General features: G+C 65.1%; 7 protein-coding genes (1 of these 7 only partly in view). 3 read left to right on the forward strand and 4 right to left on the reverse strand.

Translation table 11 applies throughout. The features are described 5' to 3' along the window. Positions 1 to 14: 14 nt before the first annotated feature. Both GEV05_18180 and GEV05_18185 read left to right on the forward strand, forming a co-directional pair. On the forward strand, positions 15 to 1,010 hold the full coding sequence (locus GEV05_18180) for a LysR family transcriptional regulator (protein ID MPZ45281.1): 996 nt from the start codon (positions 15 to 17) through the stop codon (positions 1,008 to 1,010). A gap of 44 nt (positions 1,011 to 1,054) precedes the next feature. Continuing rightward, entirely contained in the window at positions 1,055 to 2,548 is a 1,494-nt protein-coding gene (locus GEV05_18185) for a hypothetical protein (protein ID MPZ45282.1), read from the forward strand. A 105-nt stretch (positions 2,549 to 2,653) separates the two neighbouring features. Here GEV05_18185 and GEV05_18190 read toward each other — a convergent pair whose 3' ends face one another. The 4 genes from GEV05_18190 to GEV05_18205 all read right to left on the reverse strand — a co-directional run bounded on the left by GEV05_18190 (position 2,654) and on the right by GEV05_18205 (position 6,117). Then, positions 2,654 to 3,376 carry a multidrug transporter gene (locus GEV05_18190; GenBank protein MPZ45283.1) on the reverse strand — a complete coding sequence of 241 codons (723 nt, stop codon included), beginning with the start codon at positions 3,374 to 3,376 and terminating at the stop codon, positions 2,654 to 2,656. Between the two features lie 64 nt (positions 3,377 to 3,440). Further along, positions 3,441 to 3,629: a hypothetical protein gene (locus tag GEV05_18195; GenBank protein ID MPZ45284.1), complete on the reverse strand. Its 189-nt coding sequence runs from the start codon at positions 3,627 to 3,629 to the stop codon at positions 3,441 to 3,443. Positions 3,630 to 3,707: 78 nt separating this feature from the next. Beyond that, positions 3,708 to 3,989 (reverse strand): septal ring lytic transglycosylase RlpA family protein, encoded by a 282-nt coding sequence (locus GEV05_18200; GenBank protein MPZ45285.1) that lies wholly within the window; start codon positions 3,987 to 3,989, stop codon positions 3,708 to 3,710. Positions 3,990 to 4,599: 610 nt separating this feature from the next. Then, positions 4,600 to 6,117, reverse strand: a complete 1,518-nt coding sequence (locus tag GEV05_18205; GenBank protein MPZ45286.1) for a hypothetical protein — start codon at positions 6,115 to 6,117, stop codon at positions 4,600 to 4,602. Between GEV05_18205 and GEV05_18210 the strand changes: the two genes are divergently transcribed. Continuing rightward, positions 5,909 to 6,882, forward strand: partial view of a nitronate monooxygenase gene (locus tag GEV05_18210; GenBank protein MPZ45287.1) — the 5' portion only. Its footprint extends 160 nt past the window's final position; only the first 974 of its 1,134 coding nucleotides appear in the window; it begins with the start codon at positions 5,909 to 5,911; its stop codon lies beyond the right edge, outside the window. The two genes, GEV05_18205 and GEV05_18210, sit on opposite strands and share 209 nt — an antisense overlap.

Below are 6,882 nucleotides of genomic sequence, written 5' to 3' on the forward strand. Positions count from 1 at the left end.
GGAATTGCAGAACCTTGGACTTCAAGCAGCTCCAGTACTTCGTTGCCGTGGCCGAGGCGGGGAGCTTCACGAAGGCGGCGCTCCGGCTCGCAGTCGACCAGCCCGCGCTAAGCAAGCAAGTGCGGCGCCTGGAGATCGAGCTGCGACAGGCGCTCTTCCGGCGCAACGGCCGCGGCATCGCCTTGACCGAGGGCGGCAAAGTGCTGCTCGCGCACGCGCGCGGCATTCTCAATCAGGTCGAGCAAACGCGCGAAGCGCTCGACGCGACCCGCGACGGGGCGCTCGGCAACATAGCCATAGCCGCCCCGGCGCTCGTCAAGCGGCTGCTGACCGCAACGTTCGTCACGGCGTTCCGCAGCCGCTTTCCGCAAGCATCGCTGGAGATCGTCGAAGGCCGCAGCAGTGCGATACAGGAGTGGCTGCTCGAAGGACGAATCGACATTGGCGTTGTGCACGGGCCCGCGTCGCGGCCCGGGATCGAGCTGATCCGGCTTACCGATCACGACCTTTATCTGGTATCGCCACGCAAGCGCGCGCCGTTTCCTGCGTCCGCGGCGGTGAGCGTCCGAACCCTCGAGAAGCTGCCGCTGATCCTGCCGAGCCCGCCGCATTCGGTCCGCATGCTGCTGGAGGAGGAAGCGGCGCGGCTCGGTGGTGGCCTTCACGTCGTGCTCCAGGTCGAAGGCGCCGAGTTCATCGTCGAGCTCGTGCAGCAAGGGCACGGCTTCGGCATCCTCTCGTCATTCTCTCTCAGCATGCGCAACCTCTCCGACGAACTGCAGCTGACCCCGATCGTGCAGCCGCGGCTCACGCGCTCGCTCAACATCGCCTTCGCCTCCCAGCGCCGCCTATCGAAGCTCGCACGCGAATCGCTCGCGCTGATACAGGACTGTCTGTTGTCGCCACCGGTGGCTGGCGATACCGGTAGCGGACAGCTACCGGGCGCGCAATCCGGATCCGCGGCCTTGCGGCTTAGGGGGCGATTGCGGCGCGGCGCGACCGCGTGGTAGGGTGCTTGCCTCTTATCGCCACGCATCGCCCTCGACCACGCGCCATGCGGCACGCTTTCGCCTTCGCACGCTCATGCCTGCGCCTCGGCCTCGCCCTTGTGCTGCTCGCGGTCCCCGGTAGCGCCGGCGCTGGTCTGCCCGAAGCGATCAAGGCGTTGATCGCCCGCGACTATGTAACTGCCGACAAGGAGATGCGTCCGATCGCCGAAGGCGGCGATACACGGGCCCAGGTCCTTCTCGCGCGCATGTACCGTGACGCGCACAACCCGGAGCGCAACCCGACCGAGGCGCTCGCCTGGTTCCGGCGCGCGGCCGATGCCGGAAGTGCGGAAGCGCATTACTGGATCGGCGTCATGCAGGCCGTTGGCGATGGCACCGAGAAGGACATTGCGCAGGCGATCGAATCGTGGCGCCGGTCGGCCGACGAGGGTCATGGCCCCGCCATGGGTGCGCTCGCCGTCGTCTACGCCACCGGTGCGGGAATCGACAAGGACATGACCGAGGCGGTACGGTGGGCGCAGCTCGGCGCCCAGAAGCACGACAGGCGGTCGCAGTGGGTGCTCGGACGCGCGTACCTGCTCGGTGCAGGCGGACTGCAGCGCAGCACTCGCGAGTTCGTCAGCTGGACGCGCCGTGCCGCTCTCCAGGGTGAACGCGCAGCGCAAGCGGCCCTCGGCCGCGCCTACGTCGACGGCCTTGGGGTACCGCAAGATTATGTGCACGCGCACATGTGGTTGAACCTCGCTGCTGCCCGCGGCGTGGATGCCGCAGCAAAGCAGCGCGACGAAATCGCAGGCAGAATGACTGCGGAGCAGATCGCGGAGGCACAGAAACTCGCGCGGGCGTGGCGGCCTGCGCGCATCCGCGCGGTGCTCGCGGACGCTCCGGCGGCGAATCAGGGCTCGGTGACACGGCGCACCGGCACGGGCAGCGGATTTTTCGTGGATAACGCCGGACACATGGTCACGAACCACCATGTCGTGCGTGGCTGCGGCGAGGTGCGTGTTCCCATTCACGCCGAGACGGCACGCGTCATCGCGATCGATGCGCGCAACGATCTTGCGCTGCTCGGTACCGGGGTCGCACCCGATCGGCTGCCATCGTTTCGCGCCGGCGAGAGCGCTCGCCTGGGCGAATCGGTGATCGTCGCCGGCTTCCCGCTCGACCAGTTGCTCGCCGGGGGGCTGAACGTCACCACCGGGTCGGTGAGCGCACTGGCCGGTCCCCGCAACAACGCTGCGCTGCTGCAGATCACCGCGCCAGTGCAGAGCGGCAACAGCGGCGGCCCAGTGCTCGATCAGCGCGGCCAGGTGATCGGCGTAGTCGTGAGCAAGCTCAATGCGCTGCGCATCGCCGCGGCTACCGGTGATGTGCCCCAGAACATCAATTTCGCCATCAACGGCGGCGTTGTCCGCTCCTTCCTCGAAGCGAACGGAGTGCAGCTCGAAACCGCCGCTTCCGCACCCGCACCCGAGACAACGACCGACATCGCCGAGCAGGCGAAGCAGTACACCGTGCTGCTGGAGTGCTGGCGATAGAGCTCCATTCGAGCCCGAGCACGTTGGTATCGACGGCGCTCAACCGCCGCGACCCTCGCACGCCGATTCGCGCCTCCGCCCGCGCCTCGCGCCGGTACGAAGGCGCTATGCGGCAGCGGCCGCGGTGGCGCCGAGCCGCTCGCGCATCTGATTGAAGTTGCGCATCGATTGCAGATGCAGATAGATCAGCTCGAGCTCGTCGGTGGCCGCCAGTTGCGCCAGCACGTCGCCGGAGAGCTTCTTCAAACGGTCGCGATTGACTGCCATGAAGCCGCTCAGCGACAACCGCTCGCCCTTCTGGGTCGTGACCTGCGCCTGCATGGGTTCGAGCAGGTCGTGTTCCTTCAGCTTGCGGCAGAAGGCCCGGGTGCGCTGGAATTGCGCCTGGTATTCCTGCAGAAACTTGAGCACGTTCTCGGTGTAGCCGCTCGGCTTGCCGTCATCGGCGAACAGACGCTGTCCCTTGCCCTCGCGATTGAAGCCGGCGAAGCGTTCGTCGATGCACAAGGTGAAGGTCTTGCCATCGTTCTGGCTGGAGAACACGAACGGATAACGGCGAACGAAGGCAGGTATGTACTTCGCCTGCCAGGCGCCCTTGTCCGAGAGATACAGGTTCTCGTCATTGCGCAGGCCGAGGATCACCGCCGGCATCACGGCGGTTTCGTTGCCGGCGAACACGATCGCGTACTCAAGGCCGGCATGCGGAAACTCGACCGCGGTCAAGGGCACCGAATTGACGTTTCGGCTGAAGGCGTAGTCATCGCCCACCTGGACGGAGAGCTGTTCGTGGTGCGCGCGCGAAACCGGAACTGCGCTTTCGTAGATCAATAACTGAGACACCGGATGTTCTCCTTCGCTTGAAACGACGGCGCAACCACGGCCGCGCCGTGCACTATAGCCGAATGCGAATGTCCGCGTTCGGGTTGTTCGCGTTGCGCGCCACCTGGCTCACGAACGCTTCCAGCCATGCGGGCGAGCTCGGCTGCGCAGGCGCCTCGGCTGCGAGCCGAGCGTTCCATTCGATGGCGGGCAGCGCCGGAATACCGGTTGCCGACTTGGACGAAATGGATGCGCGCCTCACGAGACTCGACGGCGCGATGGCGTACGTCACACATACGCGTCGCTGCTCGCCGCCGCACTTGCTCAGCAAGCTTTTTTGCTAGCGCCTCTTTGCCGGCTGCAGAATATCCAGGAGCGCCTCCACCACGCCGTCGGCAACCATATCTATGCGGCGAGCTGCCGCTTCCGACAAGTCGGCAATACGTCCGGACACGAACGGTCCGCGATCGTTGACCACGACCTCCACACTGCGTTGGTTCTCCAGATTGGTGACACGCACGCGCGTGCCGAACGGCAGTGTTCGGTGCGCCATGGTGAGCGCCGTGGGATCGAAGGGCTCGCCGCTGGCGGTTTTCCTGCCCGAGAATTTTCTGCCGTACATCGAAATGCGGCCGCGTTCTTGCGCACTTATCGCAACGTCGCCAGGCGAGAGTGGCGCGGGGGGTGGCGGAACGGTCGATGCCGGGGGTGACGGAACGGTCGGTGCTGAGGGTGACGGAACGGTCGGTGCCGAGGGTGGCGGAACGGTCGGTGCCGGCGTCGGCGGTGCGGGCTCGGGCGCGCGCTCGAGCTGTGCGCAACCGTACAGCATCGCGACAGCGAGCGCTGCGATGATGTACGACGACGGCCGGTAGCGCGTTCCACATGCTGGCATTGCGGGCCTGCGGTTCACAACAATGGTTCGCCCCGAATGATATTCCACAGGCCGTCGCGCCCACGATGCAAGTCATTTCGCTGTGCGTGCTTGCGGCCGTGCCTCACTGGCCCGGAGCACGCCGCGGCATCCTCCCGCAGAAGACTTCTATCCTATCTGTCGGCGCTTACTTGTCCGTTTTTCTCATGTGCTCCTTGACGCGCTCGGCGACCGCGGGGTTGGTCTCCGCTTGGCTTATGATCTTCTTATACTTGTCGACGCTTATGCCACTCGAGGAGCACCGTCTTGTCGCTGCAGAAAACTTCCTCGCCGTCCTCGCAATGCGCCCTGACGAAGGTTACCGATTTTTTCCGGCGAGCATGTTCGAGAATGCGCGAAGATCGGTCTCCTGCTCCATGCGCGCAGTACGCTCGACGATGCGCTGTACGGCCGCAGCGCCGATGCGCTTTTCCGCCTGCTCGCGCAATTTCCGATCGATGTGCTGCCACGTCATCGGCGAACGCGGATCGCCGCGCGGATAAAGCACTTCGCGATAGAACGTTCCGCGCGCCGTCGTGATCTCCACAGCGGCCGGTCGCGCGCCCTGCTTGAAGAGCGCCGTGAATTCGGGCTTCGCCTCGAGCCGCATCTTCCCCATGAGCGCCGCAACAACCGGGTTGCGCAGCCAGTCGTCACTGAACTGCTCGGAAGTCACTGTTCCCGCGACCAACGCGACCGCCACGCAGTAATGGAAGCTGTGATCGGCGGTCTCCTTGGTCGTTGGGGCGAGTTTCCTGTCGTCCCAGCTCGGCTTGGTGACCGCCTCCTCGTGCGCCAGGATGCGGACCGCCTGCACTTCGCCGCGATCGATGCGGTGCTCTTCCTTCAGCTCGATCGCCGCCTGCACCATCGCCGGCGTCATGCCTTCCACCGGATAAGGCTTCAGGCCGATCTTCAGAATGCGGAAGTCGCCCTTTTCCGGGACGAGCGGCTCTACATCGACGCCGCCTGCAACCGCAGTGCGAAAACCGTAGCGCCCCTCGAGCAAGGTCGCGCAACCGGTGAAGCCGCGTTGGGCGAGCAGCGCATACACCACGCTCTGACTCGCCACGATCGGCGCCGACAGGGCCTTGTCCATCGGTATGTCGCCATGCCTGATCTCTGCGAAGGTGTTCGAGCGCGCGCCGGCGAGCGTGATCGCATGCGTGGTGCGCTCGGCGTCGAGCTCGAGGAGCTTGCTCACGCCTGCAGCGGCGGCATACGAGCATGCGGCAGTGTGATGCCAGCCCGAGTGCCACAGGTTCCTAGCGACCGGCAGATCGGAGAAGCGCATCTGCACTTCGTAGGCAGCGACCATCGCGAGCAGCAACTCTGCACCCGAGCTCTTCTTCCATTCGGCTACGGCAAAGAGCGTCGCGATGTTGTCGCTGGGATGGGCGGTCCAGGCAGGACCGAAATACACGTCGTTGTAGTCCTGGTAGCGGATCGCAACACCGTTCGCGAGCGCGGCGAGCGGCGCGCTCGAGCGCGTGCCGTCGGCCCAGATGGTTGCGTGGTCCACGCCGCCGAGTTCGCTTGCAGTCTCGCGCGTCAGCCGCGCCGGCTCGCTATCGGCGCCGCCGTAAGCGCACGCGAGGCTGTCGAGCAGGATGCGCTTCGTGTAGTCGATGACCTCTTCGCCGAGATCTTCGAACTTCAGGTCCGCTACATACGCGCCGATTTGCTCGGCTACCGTTCTCATCTTCGTCTGCGATCTTTCCATGCGGGTAAGTGTATTCTGTAGCGACCCCAATGACGCTCCGGAGAGCTTCCTGATGATCCATACCCGAATCTGCGATCTGCTCGGCACGAGACACCCGATCGTGCTCGGCGGCATGGGTTCCGCTACATCCCCGAAGCTCGTTGCTGCAGTCTCGAACGCCGGGGGCTTCGGTACGCTCGGCACCTCTGTCTTACGGGGCGAGCAGATAACCGCGGCGGCCAACGCGATCCGCGAGGCGACCGACAAGCCGTTCGGTATCAATCACCTCTGCTTCAGGATCAATGAGCAGGACTATGCCGCGACCCTCTCAGTGCATCCGAATGTGGTTGCATTCGCATGGGCGCGCCCGGAGCAGGATCTCCGTGGCTATTTCGCGCGCGCGCACGATGCCGGAGCGAAGGTGATGTACATGGCATCTACCGTCCGTGAGGCTGTGTGGGCCGTGGATTCGGGTGCAGACATCATCATCGCGCAAGGCACTGAAGGCGGCGGGCATGTCGGATGGATGGCAACGATGGTTATCGTGCCGATGATCGTAACTGCCATTGCCCCGGTTCCTGTACTCGCAGCTGGCGGAATTGCGGACGGAAAAGGTCTCGTTGCATCGCTGGCGCTCGGTGCCGACGGCGTTCTGCTCGGCACGCGCCTTCTCGCGACGCCGGAAGCACCGATCCACGAGAACTTCAAGCAGGCCATCGTGAAAAGCGACGGCCACGACACGATGCTCACCGAAATCCATGACGTCGCAGCCGGCCAAGTATGGCCCGGAGCAATGGCGCGCGTGCAGCGCAATGCGGTTATCGAGCGCTGGTCAGGCAGGGAGTGGGCGCTTCGTCAGAACCAAGCCGAGATCGCCGCCGAGATTGCCAAGGCGCGCCG

It is taken from the genome of Betaproteobacteria bacterium, assembly GCA_009377585.1.
GTDB lineage: Bacteria > Pseudomonadota > Gammaproteobacteria > Burkholderiales > WYBJ01 > WYBJ01.